Origin of the sequence: Sphingobacterium sp. MYb382, assembly GCF_037572665.1 — a bacterium.
GTDB lineage: Bacteria > Bacteroidota > Bacteroidia > Sphingobacteriales > Sphingobacteriaceae > Sphingobacterium.
In genome coordinates this window covers 466,699-489,364 of sequence record NZ_JBBGZT010000029.1, presented here as the reverse complement: position 1 = coordinate 489,364, position 22,666 = coordinate 466,699, and the positions used below count along the sequence as shown (strand labels likewise).

11 protein-coding genes are annotated in these 22,666 nt (G+C 40.3%); 9 read left to right on the top strand and 2 right to left on the bottom strand.

Features of this window, described 5'->3' with window-relative positions; all coding sequences use genetic code 11:
* Positions 1 to 2: 2 nt before the first annotated feature.
* The 9 genes from WH223_RS19780 to WH223_RS19740 all read left to right on the top strand — a co-directional run bounded on the left by WH223_RS19780 (position 3) and on the right by WH223_RS19740 (position 20,305).
* Entirely contained in the window at positions 3 to 4,211 is a 4,209-nt protein-coding gene (locus WH223_RS19780) for a two-component regulator propeller domain-containing protein (protein ID WP_340049603.1), read from the top strand.
* Positions 4,212 to 4,442: 231 nt separating this feature from the next.
* Complete coding sequence (locus WH223_RS19775) at positions 4,443 to 7,727, top strand: SusC/RagA family TonB-linked outer membrane protein (RefSeq protein WP_340049602.1); 3,285 nt, start codon at positions 4,443 to 4,445, stop codon at positions 7,725 to 7,727.
* A 13-nt stretch (positions 7,728 to 7,740) separates the two neighbouring features.
* Positions 7,741 to 9,519, top strand: a complete 1,779-nt coding sequence (locus WH223_RS19770; RefSeq protein WP_340049601.1) for a RagB/SusD family nutrient uptake outer membrane protein — start codon at positions 7,741 to 7,743, stop codon at positions 9,517 to 9,519.
* Positions 9,520 to 9,550: 31 nt separating this feature from the next.
* Positions 9,551 to 12,454: a SusC/RagA family TonB-linked outer membrane protein gene (locus tag WH223_RS19765; RefSeq protein ID WP_340049600.1), complete on the top strand. Its 2,904-nt coding sequence runs from the start codon at positions 9,551 to 9,553 to the stop codon at positions 12,452 to 12,454.
* A gap of 9 nt (positions 12,455 to 12,463) precedes the next feature.
* Positions 12,464 to 14,185, top strand: a complete 1,722-nt coding sequence (locus WH223_RS19760) for a RagB/SusD family nutrient uptake outer membrane protein (RefSeq protein ID WP_340049599.1) — start codon at positions 12,464 to 12,466, stop codon at positions 14,183 to 14,185.
* A 22-nt stretch (positions 14,186 to 14,207) separates the two neighbouring features.
* On the top strand, positions 14,208 to 15,524 hold the full coding sequence (locus WH223_RS19755) for a BT_3987 domain-containing protein (protein WP_340049598.1): 1,317 nt from the start codon (positions 14,208 to 14,210) through the stop codon (positions 15,522 to 15,524).
* A gap of 89 nt (positions 15,525 to 15,613) precedes the next feature.
* Complete coding sequence (locus tag WH223_RS19750) at positions 15,614 to 16,873, top strand: glycoside hydrolase family 26 protein (protein WP_340049597.1); 1,260 nt, start codon at positions 15,614 to 15,616, stop codon at positions 16,871 to 16,873.
* A gap of 393 nt (positions 16,874 to 17,266) precedes the next feature.
* A complete protein-coding gene (locus WH223_RS19745) occupies positions 17,267 to 18,952 on the top strand; it encodes a sodium/sugar symporter (RefSeq protein WP_340049596.1) in 1,686 nt (561 codons plus the stop codon).
* A gap of 594 nt (positions 18,953 to 19,546) precedes the next feature.
* Positions 19,547 to 20,305, top strand: coding sequence for a hypothetical protein (locus WH223_RS19740; protein ID WP_340049595.1), 759 nt, complete (start codon positions 19,547 to 19,549; stop codon positions 20,303 to 20,305).
* 103 nt (positions 20,306 to 20,408) lie between these two features.
* Here WH223_RS19740 and WH223_RS19735 read toward each other — a convergent pair whose 3' ends face one another.
* Together WH223_RS19735 and WH223_RS19730 are read right to left on the bottom strand one after the other, a co-directional pair.
* Positions 20,409 to 21,611 (bottom strand): MFS transporter, encoded by a 1,203-nt coding sequence (locus WH223_RS19735; protein ID WP_340049594.1) that lies wholly within the window; start codon positions 21,609 to 21,611, stop codon positions 20,409 to 20,411.
* A gap of 92 nt (positions 21,612 to 21,703) precedes the next feature.
* Entirely contained in the window at positions 21,704 to 22,615 is a 912-nt protein-coding gene (locus tag WH223_RS19730) for a helix-turn-helix domain-containing protein (RefSeq protein WP_340049593.1), read from the bottom strand.
* Positions 22,616 to 22,666: the final 51 nt, after the last annotated feature.

The following is a 22,666-nucleotide window of genomic DNA, read 5'->3' as shown; positions in this document are numbered from 1 at the left end:
AAATGAATTTTCTAAAATCGTTGAGTTTGGATTTTTCGTTTAAAATATCCAGTCGTATTCACATGCGTATTTATAAACCGATTTTTTATTTACTCTATTTCTGTTTTATATACAGTTTATCCTGTAGTCATCTATTATTGGCGCAGCCAGTTTCTTATCGTTTTAATGAAATTGGTCTCAATAAGGGGCTTTCTAGTAGCCGGATTACAGCAATAGCCAAAGGACCTCAAGGCTTTTTATGGTTTGGCACCGCTTCGGGGTTAAATCGTTATGATGGTTATGGTTTTAAGGTTTTTCTTCATAAAGAAGGGGATAGCACGACCATCAATGATAATTTTATTGACCAAATTTTAACGGGACCAATGCATTCTTTATGGGTTTATACACCTAAAGGATGGAATAAGTTTGATACCCGAACGGAGAAGTTTTCCTCCCGTCCTAAAGCTTTTTTGCAAAGTATAGGAATGCCCCATGAGTGGTTTAAAACCATGGTGGATGATGGTAAAGGTAATTATTGGTTTCTCTATAAAGAAGGTTTGTATAAGTACAATTCTATAACTGGAAAAACAGAGTCCCTCAACGTTAAAAGTACAAAGACGCCATTGCACAGCAATAGTATTGCGGCGATGGCCTTCAATAGTCAGGGGAATTTTTGGTTAATCTATGCGGATGGTATGTTGGAGCTGCGTGCTGGACATGACTATCGGCTATTAAAAAATATCCAATTGTTCACGCCTGGTGCGATACCAATTGATTACCGTTTATTTGTCGATAAGGAAAATGAATTGTGGTTTTATGTTCCAGGGCAGAAGTTGGGTAGTTGGTGGTTTAATCCAGAAACAGGAAACCTACAAGCGGTGAACACGCGATCGCTAAAATGGCGCTTGAACAATGATATTGTGAATGGAATTGTGCAAGACGATAAAGGGGCAATATGGATTGCTACAGATCATGGCGGTGTTAACCTTATTGATAAAAAAAAGGATGGCGTGCGTTATCTTGATAATGTAGGAACAAAAAAAGGAGCTAATTATGGCAATGCTATCCAAAGTATCTTGAAAGATGATAGAGGTACTATTTGGATGGGGACTTTTAAGACCGGTATAAGTTATTTTAACGAAAGAAAGTCTGCCTTTTTTCACGTGCAGAATGAACCTGGAAATAAAAATAGCCTTCCTTTTGATGATGTAAATTGCTTCGCAGAAGATCGTGTTGGGAATTTATGGATAGGAACAAACGGACGTGGATTGCTTTATTATGATAGAAAAACTGAAACCTATAGACAGTTTTTATCCAATAGTGCTTCAAAAAATAGCCTATCTAATGATGTGATATCAAGCCTATTTGTTGATCGTGATAATAAACTATGGATAGGTACTTATTTCGGTGGGCTTAATTGCTATGACGGAAATAATTTTACACGATATGATGATACCAAAAATGATAGCTTAGGACTATCTGACGATAGCATCTGGGAGATTTTTGAAGACAGCAAAGGCCGTTTATGGTTGGGTACGTTGCGTAATGGCTTGCAACAGTTTGATCGTGCACAAAAAAAGTTTATCAGTTATCGTTATCCACACCCATTTCCTTTTTCAATCAATACAATCATGGAGGATCGAAAAGGGAATATTTGGGCCGGAGGTACGGCAGGAATTGAACTATATAACCCCGTAGGTAAGCTTATTCGTCGATTTACACATCTTGAAAACGATACAAATAGTTTGAGTAATAATACCGTGTTGGATATTTTAGAGGATAAGAAAGGATCTATCTGGATTGGTACACGTGATGGATTGAATATTTATCAGCCTAAAACAGACAAATTTGTACGCTACCGCACAGAAGATGGACTACCACATCATACCATCCTACGTATCTTAGAAGATAAGCAGCAGCAGTTTTGGCTAAGCACCCCCAACGGGATATGTAACATGATTTCTAAACCTGGAGGTACGGCTTTTATTTTCCGGAATTATGATGAAACTGATGGGTTGCAGGGGCGTGTTTTTAATGATGACGCGGCTTTGCTCACTAGAAAAGGAGAACTATTATTTGGAGGTAGTAATGGCTTTAATATTTTACACCCTCCTTTTAATCATGTAGAAAAAGTAGGAGCAGCTTTAGTTTTTACGGATTTACAGCTGTTTAACAATAGTGTCGTGGTGGGACAGCGTTATGATGGACGAGAAATATTGCCCGAAAGTATTACCAGTATAAAGGAGTTAGTTTTAAATCATGACCAAAATGCCTTTGCTATTGAGTTTGCGGCATTAAATTACCTTGATGCAGGAAAGGTGAATTACGCGTATCAGATGAAGGGATTTCATAATACGTGGATTAATACCGATGGAAATAATCGAAAGATTAGTTTCACAGGGTTAACTCCTGGAACGTATACCCTGTCAATCAAAGCGCGTGATGAAAATGGAGATTGGTACCCCGAATCAGCCAACTTACGCATACTAATTAAACCTCCTTTTTGGGCCAGTGGTTGGGCCTATGGAATCTATGTGTTGAGTATACTTGGTGCTTTGTTCTATGGACGTTACCGTATTGTGCGTAAGGCGCAGCTGAAGTTTGAGAAAGAACAAGAAATTCAAGAAGGTAGAAGAAGGGAAGAGTTAAACGCGATGAAGTTACATTTTTTTACCAATGTGAGTCATGAATTTAAAACCCCTTTGGCTTTGATTTTAGCTCCAGTAGAAAAGTTGCTGAGTCAATATTTTCCAGAACGAGAACAAAAACAATTTAAGCTAATTCACCGTAACGCACGCCGACTTTTAAACATGGTGGAAGAGCTGTTGGATTTCAGAAAACTGGAGCTGGGAGAACTGAAGCTTAATATAAAAAAAGTGTCTGTTATGCAGATTGGTAAAGAGGTCTATGATTCTTTTGTTGAAGTCGCCGAACGGAAGCATATTCATTTTACCTTTCAAGGTGATGATAGTGAATTGATGGGCTATTTCGATGCGGATAAGCTCGAGCGTATTCTTTTTAATTTGTTATCAAACGCCTTTAAATTTACTCCGAATGGTGGATCCGTTAGTCTGGTTGTGCAGCGAATCATTTATGAGGATACAGACTTCGTTGAAATTAAAGTGCAAGACTCGGGAATAGGAATTCCTAGTGATAAATTAGAACAGGTTTTTGAACGATTTTTTCAGCATGAGCTTCCTGGAAATATGCTCAACCAAGGGAGTGGCATAGGTTTATCCATCAGCAAAGAATTTGCAGAACTGCATGGAGGTCGCTTGTATGCGCAAAGTGAAGAAGGAAATGGGGCGACATTCTTCTTGTTGTTACCCATAGGGAAGGCCTTTTTTGAACATAACAGACAAGAGCTTGTGCAGACGGTTGCCGTATTGGAGCCGTTAGCCTTAGTTGAGCCGTCTATTACCAAAGCGGAGCCTGCTGAAAGGCTAATTCATCAGCAATGGGCTCATAAAACTATTCTGCTTGTAGAGGATAATGATGATTATCGTTTTTACATTAAGGAATCACTTAAGGAATATTTCAATGTTGTTGAGGCTTCCAACGGCAAAGAAGGTTGGCAGAAAGCTTTGGCAGAGCATCCTGATTTAATTGTGTCGGATGTAGATATGCCCGAAATGAATGGTATGCAACTTTGTCAGAAAGTAAAGCAGGATAGCCGTACTTCTTTTATTCCTTTTATACTATTGACCGTGATGGCGTCGGAAATTACCCAGTTAAAAGGTCTAGATTTTGGAGCCAACGATTACATCACGAAACCTTTTAATGCCGACCTCTTGGTCTTGAAAATTCGTAACCTACTTGCGCAGCAAGATAAGTTTAAAGAGACCTATCAAAAGCAGGTTCGCGTTGCTGCGGCCGAGCCAGCGGAAGATTCTACCGATGCCGAATTTATTCAAAAGGCCTTAGTTTATGTAGAAAGGAATTTAGCAAATTCAGACCTCTCCGTTCAAGAGCTAGGTAAGGAATTACTGTTAGGTCGCGCTACGTTATACCGTAAGATATTTGCACTTACAGGGCAAACGCCGGTAGAGTTTATTCGTTCTATTCGTTTGCAACGAGCAAAGCAACTTTTGGAAAAAGGTCAACTTACGGTGGCAGAAATTGCCTATGAAGTAGGGTTTACAGATCCTAAATATTTTACCAAAGTGTTTAAAGAAACCTTTCAGTATACGCCATCAGCTTATCAACAAGCAAAGCGAAAAAAAGAAGACTAAAATATAAAAAAAGTGCATTTTTTAATGCTGTATAGAGGGGGGTGAAACATTTATCCCCCTATTTTATGCAAATAATCTCCCCTCTGGTTTACGTACACCCCCTACTTTTGAATCGTTGCAAGAGCCTATTTCCAACTGGCGTTTGTGGCTATGAACTGAATTCAATATAAACCATTTTAAACCCTTACTTGTTTTATGATTAGCTTGTCAATAGATCATTGTTTTCGCTGCTTGGCATCTACGCAAGTATCTCTATTCAGAAAACTATTCCCTTTAGGTGTCTTGCTTATTGTCGTTAACTTTTCGGCACAAGCACAAACTCGTATTGGTGGAGTTGTAACCGATAATAAATTGCAACCCATTGGGGGAGCAACGGTAGCCGTGAAGCATAAAGAGATACGTACGTATACCGATTCCTTGGGGCGCTATTCCATTTCAGCTGCGCTGAATGACACCTTAGTATTTTCATCTGTCGGATTTTTAAAGCAGGAACTGCGGATATTAAGCCTAAATAGACTGCAAGTACAACTAATAGCGGAAGCTTTTGAGGTGGAGCAGGTTGTCGTTGTTGGTTATGGTAAACAGAAAGAACCTACGGTAACAGGAGCTGTAAGCGTTGTCGCAGGTAAAGATTTGGTACAAACGCCTGTTGCCAACGTCACCAATATGTTGGTGGGAATGGCTCCTGGTATTTCAGGTATTCAAAGTAGTGGAGAGCCTGGCCAGAATACGACGAATTTAAGAATACGCGGCGTTGCTACGCTCAACGGAGCAAACCCGTTGGTGGTGATTGATGGGGTACAGCAAGCTGCAGAAAATCCTTTCACGATGTTGAATGCTATCGATGCGAATGATATCGATAATATCAGTATTCTAAAAGATGCATCAGCGACCGCTGTATATGGTATTCGTGGAGCAAATGGCGTTATCATCGTTTCTACAAAAAGAGGAAAAGCTGGACGTCCAAACTTTAGCTTCTCGATGAACCGCGGAAATACGGCGGCGACCTCCTTAATTCCCTTAACCAATTCGCACGACTTCGCGTTAAGCAGAAATGAGTCTATCCTCAAGCTTCAGGCTTCCGGAAACGGTTCCTTTAATAACATGCTTTTTTCAGAAGATGAATTGTGGAAGTTCAAAAATAATAGAGATTACACCGCCGATGAAATCAATGCGATGGATTTGACGGAAGCGCAGAAACATACATTAGGAGATAGTCCAGCATTGTATTACACCAGTCATGATTGGTATCAAGAGTTGTTTAATGGTACAGGTCGACAAAATCAGTACAACTTGAACGTATCTGGTGGTAATTCCAAATTTAGGTATGCTAGTTCGTTGGGCTACTTTGATCAGAGCAGTATTTTAAATTATACAAAGGTTGCCGGCGCCAATGTAGATCCTAAATTTTCACGGTACACCTTTAGAAATAACTTTGACATACAAGTGGCCAAAAACTTTGAACTAAGTGTCAATGTTAGTGGGCAGTTTTTGAAAAATAAGGTCGCTAACCCGAAGTCCGATAATTTTAGTCATGTAGAATCCTCTAATTTGGCGGCCCGTTATCAGGCGATTTTGTTCAGTATTGGCTATGGTCCATTTATTTCACCTGGTATTGTTCAGGACCGTATTGTCTTGAACTTCGTCGGCGCAGACCGTAGTGCAACGAATCCAGTAGGAACTGTTCGTGGTGGTAATGGAGGCTTCCCAAGCCAGGTAATTAATCCGTTGAATTTGGTGACGAGAGGATATGGCGTTACGCAAGGAACCAACCTGAGCACGCAAATGGTCTTAAAGCACACGATGGATTACTTAACTAAAGGATTGAACTCCCATTTCACCGTTGCTTATGATGATAATTATGCAAAAGGCTACGCTGTTACACCTTCTGTGCCTACCTATGCTGCGTATCGGGATCCTAAAGACCCGAACCAAGTTGTATTCATTGGGGGCGCGCTTAATGCCGATAATAGTTTGACAGACTATCTGTACAACTCGGCGTTTAGGAAAATTTACCTCGAAGCAGGACTAGCCTACTCACGGAGCTTTGCTAAGCATAATGTATCGGGCTTGTTGTTAGGTAATGCACAACGTTATACGGATAATGGTCTATCTTTCAATACACCTTCCGGGTTGATGAGTGTCGTTGGTCGAACAACTTACAATTATGATGAGCGCTATCTTGCTGAGGTAAACATGGCTTATAACGGTACGGAGCAATTTGCGCCAGGAAATAGATTTGGCTATTTTCCAGCATTCTCTGCCGGATGGATTCTTTCGAATGAATCTTTCTTAAAAGGTAATGCTTGGTTGAGTTTTGCAAAAATTAGAGCATCCTATGGTGAGGTTGGTAATGACCAGATTGGTAGCCGACGCTACCTATACTTGCCGAACTCATGGAACCTCAGTGACTGGAACAATGGTTATAATTTTGGAAATACTGATGGCTCAACAGCCAACCCTCATATTCCAGGAGCTATAGAGTCATCTTTAGGAAATCCTGTCATCACCTGGGAGCGAGCTAAGAAAAGCAATATACAGCTAGATCTAAAAACTTTCAACAATAGACTGTCGATGTCGGCGGCTTATTTTACAGAGAAAAGAAATAATATTTTAGTGCAGCCTTCAATTATTCCGGCCAATCTAGGCGTTTCAGGAACACCCGTTTCCAATGCAGGAGAAGTAAGCAATAAAGGTTGGGAGTTTGAGTTGGGATGGGATGATAAAATAGGTAAGGAGGTTGGCTATTTTGTGAAAACAAGCTTCTCTTACGTCCGTAATAAGATTGATGCGATGGCCGAAGCGCCTTACCCATATAGCTGGATGAACCAAACAGGCTTTATGATTGGACAGCCAAAAGGATTGATAGCTGATGGCTTTTACAACACCGCCGAAGAATTAGCCAATAGACCTAATAATACGTTTAGTAACCTTGTTGATTTAGGCGATTTACGCTACCGTGATATTAATGGTGATGGTAAAATTGATAACAGTGATATGGTTCCAATTGGTTACCCTGTTTTTCCGTTAATTTCTTTTAATGCTCGTGTAGGACTATCCTATAAAAACTGGGATGTATCCGCCCTTTTCATCGGTACAGCAAAAGGTTCATACGACATTAGCAAGACATACTATGGGGGCAACCGTGTGGTAGAGGCTGTTAATGATGGACGATGGACACAAGAGAAGTACAACAATGGGTCGGCCATTGACTATCCGGCATTCAATGCTATCGGGGGTGTTTCCGAAGCATCCAAACTAACGAGCACCTTTTGGTTACGTTCCACCGATTTTGTCCGCTTAAAGAATCTTTCCGTGAGCTATTCATTCCGCAATAATAAATGGATGGAAAGAGTAGGCTTAAATCGTGTAAGCATTTTTGCCAACGGGAATAACCTGATTACCTGGACCAAATTGGTGAAAGGTATAGACCCTGAGTCCACCAGTCAAAATAGTAACGGCTACATCTTCCCATTAACGAAGACCTACAATGTTGGAGCCAATATTTCATTCTAAAAAAAATAGCGATATGAATATGTATACCTTGTTTCGTCGATGCATTCCTTTGTTTATAGGAATTAGCCTTATCGCAGGTTTAGCATCATGTGAAAAGAATTTCTTACAGCTTCCTCCAGGCGGAAGCCCAACCGTAGACTCCACCTTCAGTCGTGCGAGCAACGCCATGAATGCGATTGCTTCGGCTTATTTTTCATCCTTGCGCCAAGGATTAAATTGGTCGGGCTATTATTCCCCAAATACCGACGACCAATTGGCCGGGAGTCAAGCTTTTTGGGTACAGATACCAGGAAGTGTTGCATCGGTGGCCATCCTTGGAGGCGGTTTTACCTCAAATATGAATAGCCAGGATATGGGGTCTAATGGCGGCTATGGTAATGATGGTTACACGGATAACTTTCAAAGTTTACGTAAAGCATACCTCGTCAAAGAAAATATTGACCGCGTACCAGATATGTCGGCTAATGAAAAAGAAATTGTCAAAGCCGAGATGCAGGCTTTAGTGGCTTATCGCTATACACAAATGTTTATCATGTATGGTGGTGTTCCCATTATATCAAGCACCTTTCCCTTGGAATCTCTAAATGATATTAACTCTTTAGCAATTCCACGCGCACCCTTGAAAAATGTTTTAGATAGCATCGTGTTTTGGTGTGATGCCTCAGCAGCAATATTGCCCGCTAAATGGTCCGATAATATGTTGGGACGCATGACAAAGAGTGCGGCATTATCCATCAAAGCCAAAGCTTTAATGTATGCTGCTCGACCACTATTTAATAGCACACAGCCTTACATGGATTTGGGTGCACAAAATAACCTTATTTCATTTGGAGGTTTTGATGCCAATCGCTGGAGATTAGCCCTTGATGCCAGTGAGGCTGTTATCAAAGAAGCTGAGGGTAGTGGTTTAGGTATCATTAATACCGGCCGGCCGTTGGCTGACTACGGCACAGCGACCTCCACGCCTAGTAATAAAGAGATTATTCTAGCATTCAAGCAGCAGGTGTCGTCTTCAGGCGGCCAAGGTCCTTATAATATATATAATATTGTTAACTGGCATTACCAAGCCAACGGGGCAGTACTTGCAAGCAGTATGTTGGAAAATTATTATAAAGCAGATGGAACCAACCAGAGTTGGCCTAAGCTTGGTGAACACGAACCATTCGCTGAATATCTAACCAAATTCAAAGAGATGGAACCTCGTCTACAAGCCGATTTTAACGGATGGGAAATGCAAGCTGCTAATAATCCGGGTGATTCTTTTTGGCACATGAATGAACATTTTAAAGATGTCAATCATTTTGGAGCAGGACAACCTACTAAATTCTACTACATGGCTAGCCGCCGTGAATGGTTTGACTTCCCCATTTTCCGATTGGCAGCGTATTACTTAAGTTCTGCTGAGGCATATAATGAACTAGGAATGCCTAGCGAAGCGTTGAAACGTTTGAATGTGGTACACCAACGTGCTGGCCTTCCAGCGGTAACGGAGACAAATGCCACGAAACTACGCGAAATTATAAAACGAGAATGGGCTGTGGAGTTTATCCAAGAAAAATACCGCTTCAACGATTTAAAACATTGGAAAGAACCTAACATTGACAAAGGAATCATTGGAGGACCGATTCGTTTCTTAGGCTTTAATAATGGGGGAGATGCGCTACCATCCGGAAATGCTAACTATACCAATACGGTACGTTATAATGGTTTTTGGCACCCGCGTCAATTTTTAAATCCTTTTCCACAGAACGAAGTTAATAAGGGCTATTTAATTCAAAATCCAGGCTATTAACCGACGCATTTACCAATTAGCACGACTTTAAATGAAAAAATATATAAACCTAAACAATGTGGGAAAACTTGCGCTCAGCTTTGCTATAGGTGCCGTGTCAACAGCACAAGCGCAATCTGTGTCTAAGTTTTTATTGCCCGATACCAATTATACGGCAATAAGTACGGAACAAGAACGTGCTATGCAGCAGCAACGCCAACAAGCTGCACGACCTGATGTAAGTGTTGCGGGAACGCAACTGGCAAAAATTCCTGTAGCCAACTTAACGAATACGCTTTATGGTCAATTGAACGGTCTTATGGTGCGCCAAAATAATGGTCAGCCTGGTTATGGTCAAGCATCCTTATACATGCGGGGTAGAAGTACCTACGATAATAATACCATTGTTTGCTATGTAGATGGCTTTCAGGTGGATTTATCGTTTTATTTTCAATACCTATCGCCACATGAAATTGAGCATATAACACTATTGAAAGATCCAGTAAGTCTAGCAACTTTCGGAATGAAGGGGGCTAATGGGGTCTTATGGGTAACGACGAAAAGAGCAAAAAGTAGTGCGTTCAATATCGACGCACAGGTGCTTTCAGGAGTGCAGCAAGCAATTAAGCTTCAAAAGCCTTATGATTCATATCAATATGCCAATTTGTACAATCAGGCGATAAGCAATGATCGCTACCTCATGAATGGAAACCAGTACCGCTGGTCGCCACAGTATACGGAAGCACAATTGAAAGCTTATCAAGATGGTTCAGGAACTAACGTTGATTGGCTGGATGAGGCGCTAAAAAAGAATACGCCTTACACGGATGTACATGTGAATGCCTCAGGTGGAATTAGCGATGTTGCTAAGTACAACCTATTCTTAGGACATACCGCACAGAATGGTTTGTTTGATGTCCCTGGTTCATCGGCAATAAGCACCAATTCGGGGTTGCGTCGTTATAGCATACGTTCCAATGTAGACTTAAAATTCTTCAAAATATTTGAAGCACGCATCGATTTGGGAGGACGCATAGAAAGTTACCGTCAGCCTTTAAGTCATGGTAGCTATGACCAAGCGGCGAGCTTCTGGCGTGAATTGACCACCTATCCGAATAATATTTACCCCGTAAAAGATCCAACAACGGGTAATTGGTCTGGAAATACATTATATCCCAACAATCCTGTTGCGCAGTTACATGCTACGGGTATGCATACTTCGCATGATCGTACGCTGCAGGGGAACTTTTTCTTAAAGGAAAACCTCGGTTTTATTACCCAAGGTTTATACTTAAGTCAATCGGTTTCCTTTAACACATGGACACGCGTGATTCAGAACAAAACGGCTACTTACGCCCGTTTTTATAATGGCAATCAAGCTACATCGGATAAAACAACACCGATTACTTTTGGTGCCAATACTCCGTACGGACAGTTGACTTGGCGCCAATCGAATATCGTTGCCGGCTATGATCGTAAGTTTGGTGACCATGATTTGTCTGCGGCTTTCAATTTCTATGCAAGTGATATGATTCCGGATGCTAACGAAGACGCTACAAAATTGAATTATCGTTTTCAGAATTTTGGTGGTAGAACACGTTATGTATACAATGACCGTTATCAAGCCGAATTGGGCTTTGGTTACAGTGGGTCGGATTCCTATGCGCCAGCCTACCGTTGGAAATTCTATCCGGCAGCATCCTTAGGTTGGGTAGCATCACAGGAAGACTTTCTGCGCGATAATACGCTCATCAGCTACTTGAAATTTAGAGGCTCCGTAGCCAAAGTTGGTAATGATCAAACCTTTCAAGGGCGTTACCTATATCAACAGTATTATCGTTATGTCGCTGGAAGCGTGACAGGAAATAATAGCTTGAACTACAATAATGGAATCAGCTTAGGACGCTTAGCAACGGAAAATATTACGGCAGAACAGAGCGTAAAGTATGAGTTTGGTGTTGACTTGGCCTTGCTAAATAAGGTGAATATCAATGTCGGCTGGTTTAAGGATAATCGTTCAGGTATTATCAGCAAGAACAATCTTGTACCGGGGCATTTAGGATATACAGGGGGAGATATGCTACCTTTCCAAAATATAGGAAAAGTAACCAATCAAGGTTTTGAATTTGGTGTTAGCTATAGAGATCAGGTTGGAGAGGTCGGACTCGGTCTTGACCTGATGGGGACATACGCTAAGAATAAAATTAATTATCAAGCAGAAATTCCCAATAAGAATGATTTCTCCAATAGTACGGGACGTGCTATCGGGACTCCATTAGGATTGATTGCTGACGGTTTTTATCAGTTCGAGGATTTCGATGCCGTAGGCAATTTACGTGAAGGTATCGCTAAGCCGTCTTTTGGACCAGTACAGCCTGGTGATATCAAATATCAAGATTTAGATAAAAATGGTATTGTTGATAATAATGATATTACAGCCATCGGAAATCCGAATTATCCTAAATTCTATTATTCCTTCAATCTGTCGGTTGCCTATAAAGGATTTGATCTTTCTGCCCTTTTTCAAGGGTCGGCAGGCATGAGTGTAAATCTTTTGGATGCCTCATACAATCAGGTTGTCCCTTTTATTGGTAATCGAACAATATATCCTATTGCTGGAAATGCTTGGGCATATTATCCAGACCAAGGAATAGACACGCGGAATCAAGCTACTTTTCCACGGTTAACCACAGTAAGTAATACCAATAACTACCGGAATTCCTCCTTTTGGATGAAGAATGCTGATTTTCTAAGGTTACGTTCGTTACAACTTAGCTATACCATTCCAGAAGAATTAACCCGCCAACTCCATTTAAAACAGCTCAAAGTGTCTTTTACAGCCGTTAATCCGCTGTTATGGTCTTCCTTTTATAAGGAGTATGGGCTTGATCCAGAGACAACAAGTGGTTACCCAGGATTGAAATCCTACAACATGGGGCTTTCCTTAAACTTTTAAATATTGGTTATGAAAAGAATACATATGAATACGTTTAAAGCTTTAATCGGTCTGCTATGCTTAAGCATGATGGGTTGTGCTAAGGACTTCTTAGATACCAAGCTGGATACCCAGCCGGTGGATCATAATATAAATGAAAACTACAATACACTTATTCAACTAGCAAATGCGCCTTATGCATTTTTACAGCAGAAAAATGAGTTTCAAGCATTGGATGGAAACTTATTTGCTGCGGTAACGGATGAGGCTATTCAAACGAACAATGCCGGGGATGTATACTTGTTCAATAATGGGAACTGGGATCAGTTTAACAATCCTGATGATCGCTACAATCATTATTATGCAGGTATTTATGCGACCAATTATTTCCTTGAATATTTAGAGAAAAAAGGTGGTGATTATCGTGCTCTTTTAGCAATAAATAGGGATACCATCACCGAGGAGTCGAGAACTCGCTATTTAAATGATGTGAAGCTTATGGGCTGGGCTATTGGCGAGACACATGTCCTACGTTCTTATTTCTATTTTGAACTTATCAAGAGATACGGTAGTGTTCCTTTAATTACTAAAACAATCCTGCCTGCAGATAAAGAGACAATCACGCAAGCATCCTTCGATGAGGTTGTGCAGTTTGCTGTGACAGAGATTGATCGTTATAAAAATAGCTTACAACCGAACTGGAAAACGTCAGCCTTTAGTAATCAAGACGGCCGTTTTACCACAGGTGCGGCACTGGCATTGAAAGCGCGTATTTTATTGTATGCGGCCAGTCCATTGCATAATCCGACAAACGATCAAGCGAAATGGAAACGTGCCGCTGAGGCTGCAAATGAAGCCTTAGCTTTTGCACAACGTACTGATGACGCGGGTGGTAAAAATAGCTTAGATAATGATTATCGTAACTATTTTTTAGGGAACAATACATTAAACAGCAACGAAACAATTCTGGCAATTCGTTATGTAGCAGGAAATGTATTAGAACGCGCCAACTATCCAATTGCTACTGCAGGAGGAAATAGTGGTATTACGCCGACCCATGATCTGGTACAGGCCTATGAAACAATAGGAACGGTGAACCCTAGTCAGCCTTATGCCAACCGGGATCCGCGCTTAGGTTTTACAATCGTAACAAATGGCAGTACCTGGAACAACCGTGTGATTGATCAGTCGCTGGGCGCTCCCGACGATATGCGGAGGATGAATGCTAGCAAAACGGGCTACTACTTGAAAAAATTTGTTAATGACAATGCTGACCTTGTGAACAATACCGTCTATCCGCATAATTGGCCTGTATTCCGCTATGGCGAGTTGCTGTTAGTTTATGCTGAAGCGATGAATGAGGCCTTTGGCCCTGACCAAAATAATAGCTATTCGCTTACGGCACGTGAGGCCTTGAACAAGTTACGAGCACGGTCGGGCGTAAATATGCCTGCGGTACAGGCTAGTGGACAAGATGCATTCAGAACAGCTCTTAAGCATGAACGTAGAATAGAATTAGCTTTTGAAAATTACCGCTATTGGGACCTTATTCGTTGGGGCGATGCGGCCACTGTGCTAAACAAATCTGTTACAGGCGTAGAGGTAAGTAGAAATAATGGAGGAAGTATTGTTTATACGCCAAGAACCTTGCAAAGAAGAGTTTTTACAGCTCCTAAAATGAATTATTATCCTTTCCCGCAAACTGAAATAAGCATCGCTAAAGGTATGCTGAAACAAAATGCAGGTTGGTAAACGGTCGATAAAAAATAGCAATATGAAACGTTTTAAAAACAGAACCCTACAGCTCACCATAGCTATACTAATGCTAGTAGGCTTTAACGCTTGTGAACAGGATGACTCCGCAAAAGATTATGGTGATTCTTTAATTTATATGCCACAGAGTGTCAACTTTTCTTTAGGCTTAAATGCAATTTATCCCGTGCCAGCTTCCTCCAACGGAGTAAGTCCGACAGGTTCAAATTATACTGTCGATGAACAAAATGGTAAAATAAAAATCATGTTGGGAGCCTCCTTGTCCGGAACAGTAAGAGGCGCTTACACGGTAGATATAAAGGTACATCAAGATACGGTTAGACAACTGCTGGAAGCCGGTACGCTCGGCGAAAATTACCTCGCTATGCCGGCAACAAGTTTTACGTTGCCAGCACAGTTAGTCGTTAGTGAAAGTGGTGACGGTACTTTTTATTTAGAAGTCGATAATAAGCTAATTGTGAATCCCGATTATTTCGGTAAACATTTAGTATTAGCTGTGCAGCTTGTTAATCCTTCTAAATATAATTTAGATGCTAAAAAAGCGCTAACGATTGTGGATTTGAACATTGCAGGATTATTTCCTGTAGCATCTGCAACTTCTGAAATAAATGTCGCCAAAGGAACAAGAGTTACCATTTCTGGACAAAATTTAGATAAAGTTACTTCCCTTAACTTTACAGGGACGACGCTTGCTATTCCTATTGTAAGTCAATCCCAAAATAGTCTTGTGGTAACTATTCCAGACATGAATACGCTAACCATGAGTACCATCGATTTAGCTACACCATTTGGGGTTACGAAGAGTAGCTTTGAGCTTGTAAATGTAGATAATGCTCTGCACGTGTTTACCGATAATTATGGTGCGCACATCGGAGCTAATACTGATGGAGATGATTATGGGTCTAATCAAGCTGTTTCTTCGACAGTCTTTAAACGTGGGACTTCCTCTTTAGCAATCACTTACTTTGGTAATAATTACTCTCCTGGTGGTATCTTAAATACAGAAGGCTTCGTTAACCAAGGATATCGATACATTACCTTCTGGGTGCGTAGTAGTACCAATGGGACTGGCAATGAGGGGATTCAGATGTCGCTGATGGGCGATGGAATGCCGGATGGTTATGGTAACGACTTTGCAGGAATCCCAATTGTGGTATCTCCGGTATGGACCTATCATAAAATTCCGATTGGCCCAACGGCAGGTAAGCCTATGTGGAGCAAAGGAAATACATTCCGAAAGTTTGGATGGCGCATCAACAACTGGAATGTACCCCAAAATGAAACGGTTTACTTTGACGATATACTGTTTGTTAAATAGATGATTTGTCTCGCTAATCGTTTGTCGATAAGTGATTAGCGGACATTTTTAAAACTCAATTTTTTTACGAAATCACGAATTATATAATTATGGTTAGAAATATTTTTTTACTTGTTCTTTCAACATTACTATGCTTTTGTTCCAAAAATAAAGCAAACCCTCAACTGTCTGCTGACGTCGTTAACTTGCACGTTGAATCCGTACGTACGAGCGCTGACCCCATCGCTGGAACGGCATTTACTGGGAAACTATATATCTCCTATTCGGGAGGAAATGGAGCCGATTACGAAGCTTCTACAGCTATCGCGTCGACAGGTGTAACCGGATTAACAGCTGTTCTTCAGCCAGGGAAATTAGAAAATGGCATCGGTCATCTTGTATATCAACTTACAGGAGTTGCTACAAATTCAGGACTAGCAACTTTTGGGGTTGCTTTCGGTTCGCGTACCGCTCAGGTGCAGGTTGAAGTAAAGAAAGAAGCTGCGAAAACGCCTTTGTATTGGGGATTTTTTGATGATAGTGGAACAGCGATGTCTTTTTATAACGGCTTTGGAAAAAAACCAAGTATGGCCATGATGTTTCATGGATGGAATGCGAATGGTAACCGCGATTTCCCTATTGAATTTTGTCAACAGGCAGATGCTGGAGGCTACATTCCGCATATCACTTGGGAGCCTATGATGGGCCTAACTGAGTTAATGTCGGGTAAGTATGATGCTGATATTCGAAAATATGGACAGGCAATAGCAAAGTTTGGAAAGCCTATTATTTTGCGCTTTGCACATGAGTTCAATGGTGATTGGTACCCATGGAGCATGGTAGATGAAAAACTAGTGCCAACAACGACTTACATTTCTGCCTATCGTTATGTACACCAAAAAATTCAAGAAGCAGGTGGAACGAATGCGCAGTGGGTGTGGGCTCCAAACGTGGTTAATGGTGGTAAAAATAACCTTCATTTAGGAGACTACTATCCTGGCGATGCCTATGTCGATTGGATTGGAATGGATGGTTATAATTTTGGTACATCGCAAAGTTGGTCGCGTTGGCAAAGTTTCGCTGAAGTATTTGGGGATCTATATACATGGATAGAGAAAGTGCACCCTAACAAGCCTATTTTCATTTCAGAAATGGGCACCTCTGCGACAGGTGGTGATAAAGCAGCTTGGATTACGGATATGTTTTACCAACTAGAGCATAAATTTCCTAATGTGAAGGCTTTCGTTTGGTTTAATATTAATAAAGAAACAGACTGGCGCTTTACGGACAACCAGAACAGCGTTGAAGCCTTTAAAAAAGGATTATCGAATGGTCGGGTTCTTACAGATTCAAAATTGGGACAGCCGTAAATAAAAAACACATACCTATAGAAAATAGAAAAGCCCTGATTTATTAGGGCTTTTCGCTTTCCAATTATTAGGATTTATATCCTGTAATATCTTGTATCGACGAAATAGGTTTAACGACGCTATTCTACTTAGAAAAGTAGCTATCTGATTGATTAAGTATTTTTAAAGACATCTATTTTTTAGAAAAAACTTCTTATCTTCAAAAATTGAAAGATAGTTTTTCATCCTTTTGATTACCATTACGTAACGGTTTTTTGAATAACTTCTTTTGAAACTTGTTATACATGTAGTATGTAAGCAACCAATGGAGGGCAAATTTAACTGTCCACCGCAAAACCTAAACAATCGATAGCATTTGTCTTATCGCTTGTGTCTAAACCTATATTAAAATTTATGAACAACATTTTATCTACTAAAGATTACATTGTATTCTTTATTTATTTTGTCATCGTCGCTTCCTATGGCCTTTGGGTCTATTATAAAAAGAGGACCAAGCTAGCGGGTGGTGAATCAAAAGATTATTTCCTGGCTGAAGGTTCGCTAACTTGGTGGGCTATTGGAGCGTCGCTTATTGCCTCTAATATCTCTGCGGAGCAGTTTATTGGGATGAGCGGTTCAGGCTTTAAGATGGGGCTAGCCATTGCAACCTATGAATGGATGGCTGCCATTACGCTTATCGTTGTTGCTGTTTTCTTTATTCCGGTATACCATAAAAACAAGATTTTTACGATGCCTCAGTTTTTACATCAGCGCTATAACGGTACCGTAGCAATGATTATGGCTGTATTTTGGCTCGCTCTATACATCGTTGTAAACTTGACATCGATACTTTACCTCGGCGCACTAGCGGTGAGCAGTATCTCTGGCTTAAGTATCACCTTCTGTATGTATGCTATTGCTGTTTTTGCCATTATTATAACCCTCGGCGGAATGAAGGTTATCGGCTATACAGACGTTATACAGGTATTTTTCTTAATATTAGGTGGTTTGGCTACAACCTACTTAGCGCTCAATTTGGTGGCCGATAATTACGGCGACGGGCAGGGCGTTTGGTATGGCTATCAGGTGATGACCGAGAAAGCTTCGGAACATTTCCATATGATTCTTGAGCCCGATAATGAAAGTTACTTAGACCTACCGGGCTTATCTGTATTGATAGGCGGGATGTGGATTGTAAATCTTAACTACTGGGGATGTAATCAATACATTACACAACGGGCTTTAGGTGCCGATTTGAAAACAGCACGTAATGGGCTTTTGTTTGCTTCATTCTTGAAGATGTTGATGCCAATTATCGTTGTTTTGCCAGGTATTGCTGCCTATGTGTTATGGAAAGATGGCCATTTTCAAGCAGAGATGTTGCAAGGGGGAGAGGTGAATCCTGATCGTGCTTATCCTGTTTTGTTGAATCTTTTGCCTGCCGGATTAAAAGGACTTTCCTTTGCCGCACTTACAGCAGCTGTCGTAGCTTCCCTAGCGGGGAAAGCCAATAGTATTGCTACAATTTTCTCCTTAGATGTGTACCGTAAGATTTTCGATAAACAAGCGAGCGAGAAAAAGCTCGTTAGCGTCGGCAAAGTGACTATTGTCGTTTCCATGTTGCTAGCGGTAATCATAGCACCTCATCTAGGTATTGACAAAAAAGGTGGATTTCAGTATATCCAAGAGTATACAGGTTTTGTATCTCCAGGTATTTTCGCCATGTTCATTTTAGGATTCTTCTGGAAGAAAACAACCTCCAATGCGGCTTTATTTGCTACGATAGGTGGATTTTTTCTTTCCATACTATTTAAGTTCTTACCGCAATGGGTCGACCTATCCTTTTTAAGTTCGACAAATTTTGCCGTTTTAAACAAAGCGACGGGCTTTTACGAAATTCCTTTCATTGATCGTATGGGGTTTGTTTTTCTGATTTGTGTCGTAGGTATGTTCATTATTAGTAAAGTGGAAAATGCACGCGGTATTGTTCCTAATGGATTAACCATTGAGACCAAAATGTTTAAAGTGCATACAGGTTTTCTTGTTGGTGCATTAATTGTTATCATGCTTACTGCAGCATTGTATACCTTATATTGGTAATCTTTTTGGAAAAGTAGTACGTCTACTTTTCTATCTATTAATCTTTCTCCGTAGCGTATTGTCGTTTAATAAATACGCTACGGAGTAAAGATATTCTTCCCTATCGTGTAATCATCTTTATACTTAAGGCAATGTATCCAATACAATTGTTGGAAAATAATACGTACTGCTTTTAGCAACTCACTACATTTTTTTACTCAAATAGATGTTTGTCTTATAGCTCGAAATAGTTGGTTTTAAAAAACTATAGCTATTGAAAAGAGGAGTTTTATTTGTGTTTACTTAGCTTGTAATGAATGTTGTAAGTAACTTTATTATGAGGAATGGAGAGTTTTAAAATGCGTATAATCCTACGTGTTACCGTTTTTTTATCTAGCTTTAGTTAATCGCCCGATTATGTTTAACCAAAGAAATGTGTTTTATGGTTTGACAACTCGTTTCATTATGTTTTTTTATGACTTCAATTGCTGTTGTGTTGAAAACAGCCTGTAATCCTCCAAGAGACAATTTAGATTTCCTTTTATATTACGACATTTTAAATACTTCAAAGCGGCTCTCTACACCAATCAATCTGTATCATTTTAAAAAAGAGAAATGAAAGCATATAATTATCTGTGGAAACTACTATCTATGATGTTAGTTTTTACCTTACTTACTGTTGAAGCTTCTTTTGCGCAGCCAACATTACGTTACTATACAATTTTGGGTGTAGGCTTAAGTAGCCCTAGGGGATTGAACAGCTCTTTAAATGATGTGAGTCATACGATTGTTGAGGGGGATAGTTATCTGACATATCGTTTGGATGAAGTTTCAGGTCCTCTGATTCGTTTTGGAGTAGGGGTAGAAGGCGAATTTTCTCCAGAGAGCTCATTTGGATGGGATGTAGGATTGTATGTACGGTCTAGTAGTTTTCGAATGGGAGCAAAAGTGACTTCTTCCAATGAAGCTGAAGTATTTTCTGATGCCTTTTTTTTACCGGACTTCGGTGGGTTGACAACATTTCGATATTGGGCTGTTGAGCTTCCTTTGGCTATAAACTATAGAGTTTTCGACTGGATAGGGGCTACGGCAGGGATTGATTTGCGTTATCAAATATCATCCAACATTTCCAACAGAGGCAAGCTAGAAAAAACAGTAGGCTATCTTAATACGGTAAACTACAGACATCGTTTCCAAGCAGGTGCCAACGCTGGTCTTTATTCCCCAATTACGAATAAATTGCGTGTAGACGTAAAGTATTTTTCAGATGTACTTCCGCAGTTGGAATTACAGTCCGTAGGGGCAAGACGTGACAATTGGGAATTTAGAGAGATGGGCTTTGCGCTAAACACTCGTTATTACTTTAGGAAGTAGGTTTTCACTGAAAACCAGCTACAACATATTTGTTTTTTATAATTCAGATGCCTCTCTTGTGATGGAATTGGTTTGTACCATCACAGAGAGGTTCTTTTTTGTTTTATGCAAGTTGTCTTTGTTGACGTTGTATGCGCACAAGTAAAAGTAGCATGAAGCTTATGGCGACCACACAAATTAAGTAGGAAATGCCCAAGTTAAATTGATTATCAATATTGATGTTGCTGACAATAGAGTAGCTCAAGAAAGAAAACAAGATGTACGAGCCACCACTTGCTAAGCCACTAGAAGTAGCTGCATATTCTGGAAAACGGGTTAAAGAATAGGTGAAATAAGCATTGTAGGTAAAGCCCTGCCAAAAGTGAATCATCATCACAAAGGCGCCTATCACAATCAGATTCGTAATGTTATTCGCTGTTGCCAACATGATGGTGACTGCAGCTAGCTGCATTAAATTGGCCGTCCACAATTTCTTTGATAAGGGCTTGTCGACAGTGCGCTTGCTGAGAAATCCGCCAAAGAAAATTGCTACACCAGAAGCCAATGCTGTATATCCTGTTACAATTGGAGATAGATGAAGCTCATGCTCCACAATAAAAGGCATACTCATGCCAAAGACCATCACCATTGAATAGCTAAAGCCTAGCACCACAATACCGATGCTATATTCTTTCGTAGTCAATAAGGTACGGTATATATTTATGATGTTATCAAAATTCAATTTTTGACGCTTAACAATAGTCTCTCCACTATATTTTAGTTCAAGTAGCAACATGATTGTAGCATAGATAGCCATAAAAATAAAGTTAGAGCGCCAGCCGAAATAAGTTTGTAGATAGCCACCCAGAAATGGCGCCAGAATAGGGGCTGTAGACCATACAACCGTCAACATGCTCGTATAGTTTTTACGCTTTTCACCCGTAAAGATGTCGATAAATAAAGCTCTTTTGGCAACAACAATAAAGGAGATAGCCAAACCCTGAATAAACCGCATCAAGAAGATAACGTAAATATTGGAGGTGAAAATAATTCCGATACAAGTTAAAATGAAAATAATTAAAGACCAGATATGAATTTTGTAGCGGCCATAACTATCCAGTAAAACACCTACAAACAATTGCGATATACCATAACTAATCAGGTAGATGGTCATGGTAAGTTTTATATTGTCGGCAGTGGTATTTAACTCCTGTGCCATGTGTGGAAAAGAAGGTATATATACGTCAATAGCAAATCCCGATAGGGGGATGAGGATGAAAGCCAGTATGCTGCTTATGCGGTGATTTTCTTTTTTTAGCGTTTTCATATTTTGCAATCAAAATGATCATGCAAAGTTAAATCCGCTAGCTCGAAAGTAAATACCCTATTCAAACAAGTTTTTACGTATTTCAAATATTTTTAAACCAAGGAGGTTCGGAATTGCCTTGGATTTTTTCCTGTTTGTTTTTTAAGGAACGTCGTAAAATGTTGAGGATAATCAAAGCCTAAGCTGTAGGCAACCTCCGTAACAGACCAATCTGTGTGCTGTAGCATGTCAATAGCCTCAGCAGTCATACGCTCATTGATAATCTGAGTTGTAGATTTCCCTATCGTTTCCTTAAGGCTGTGGTTCAGGTGGTTGACGTGTACGAAGAGCTGTGCAGCAAAGTCACCAGCGCTTTTGTGCTGAAGCGATTGGATGGGCGAGTCTATAGGGAATTGGCTATCCAGAAGCTCCATGAAACGTGTGCTCAGTCGGTTAGGGTATTCCTCCCCATTTTGTGGCGGCGTTTGTTGCTGGCGAATTTTGATAGCAGCAAAAATGATAAGACGTAACAAGCTATGTAGCACCTCATCTTTATAAGAAAATTGACTGTTGTACTCCATTTCCATCTGTTGGAAATAGTTTAAAAAGAGTGTGTACTCTTCTTCATGTAGCGGAATTAACGGATAGCTATCCTGCTCAAAAAGGTTAAATAGTTTTACAAAAATAGCCTTCTGCTCACTGGAAAGATAGTTTTCATTAAACAAGCATACGTATCCTTCAGAAGAAGTGCCTAGGGATTCCCAGCCATATTTTGTTTGTGGATTAGAGAAAATGATACACGGACCATTGCTTGCAACAATATTGTTTTCTGTATGTAGATTCATTGGTGCTTTAAGCAAGCATATCTTGTAGTAATCTCTACGCTGGAATGGAAGGCTCGAACAACAATTAATCCTTTTCAGGATGTTGAAATGTCGAGTCGGCCCTGTAGGGCAACGTAAGTCTTTGGGAACCTGTCTGCCAGTTCGATCATAATACTCCCGTAAGCTTTCTACTTTTTCCATCTTGCAAAACTACGAAATTCAAATAATATACTTATCGTATTCTAACGCAGT